Source organism: Mesorhizobium sp. M7A.F.Ca.ET.027.02.1.1 (assembly GCF_004022985.1).
Lineage (GTDB): Bacteria > Pseudomonadota > Alphaproteobacteria > Rhizobiales > Rhizobiaceae > Mesorhizobium.
This window is the reverse complement of sequence record NZ_RZOL01000808.1, coordinates 1-1,013: the sequence shown is the minus strand read 5'-3', so window position 1 is coordinate 1,013 and position 1,013 is coordinate 1. Positions and strand designations below refer to the sequence as shown.

At 64.2% G+C, this 1,013-nt stretch carries 1 protein-coding gene; it reads right to left on the bottom strand.

The features are described from left to right. On the bottom strand, positions 1 to 1,013 hold a 1,013-nt coding region (locus EN749_RS36310), incomplete at both ends, for an OB-fold nucleic acid binding domain-containing protein (protein WP_348629414.1).

Below are 1,013 nucleotides of genomic sequence, written 5' to 3'. Positions count from 1 at the left end.
GGATACGGCCGCGCACGCCGAGCATGGCCGACGAGAGAAGCACGCGACGGAATTTCTCGAACACCTTGACCCAGACAACGACGTTGGCGGCGCCCGTCTCATCTTCCATGGTGAGGAACATCACACCTTTGGCCGAGCCTGGCCGTTGCCGGACCAGCACCAGACCGGCGGCCTCGAGCCACCGTTTGTCCCGCGCCTGCATGGCCTCCTCACAGGTCACGATTCGGCGCCGGTGTAGATCGGCACGCAGAAACGACACCGGATGGCTGCGCAAGGTCAGCCCGACATGGCCGTAATCCTCGACGACCTCGCGACCGGCCGTCATCGGCCTGAGCGTGATGACTGGCTCGTGGATCTCCGTCACCGTTTGCTGTTCACGGGACGTAGCGGCCGCAAAAAGGGGCAAAGGTTCGTCGCGCAACGCCTTGATCGCCCAGAGAGCGTCGCGGCGGGCAAGGTTGAGATCCGGCAGAAAAGCGTCAGCTTCGGCGAGCTGGACCAGCGATGCCGCCGGCACGCCGGCTCGGCGCCAGAGATCGTCGACCGAGGCGAAGGGCTCGTCGGCCCGCGCTGCGACGATCGCGGCGGCATCATCATTGGCGAGACCCTTCACCATGCGCAGGCCGAGCCGGACGGCGAAGCGATCTTCGATATCGGTCGGCTCAAGCGTGCTATCCCAGCGGCTGGCATTGACGCAGACCGGGCGCACCTCGACGCCATGATCGCGAGCGTCGCGCACGATCTGGGCCGGGAGATAAAAGCCCATCGGCTGCGAATTCAGGAGTGCTGCGCAAAACACATCGGGATGCCAGCACTTCATCCAGCTCGAAGCGTAGGCGATCAGGGCGAAGGAGGCGGCGTGGCTCTCGGGGAAACCGTAGCTGCCAAAACCCTCCAATTGCGAAAAGGTTTTTTCGGCGAACTCCGGGGTGTAGCCGTTGGCAATCATGACGCTGACCAGCTTGTCGCGGAATTTCGAGACGCCGCCGGTGTGCTTGAAGGTGGCCATGGCG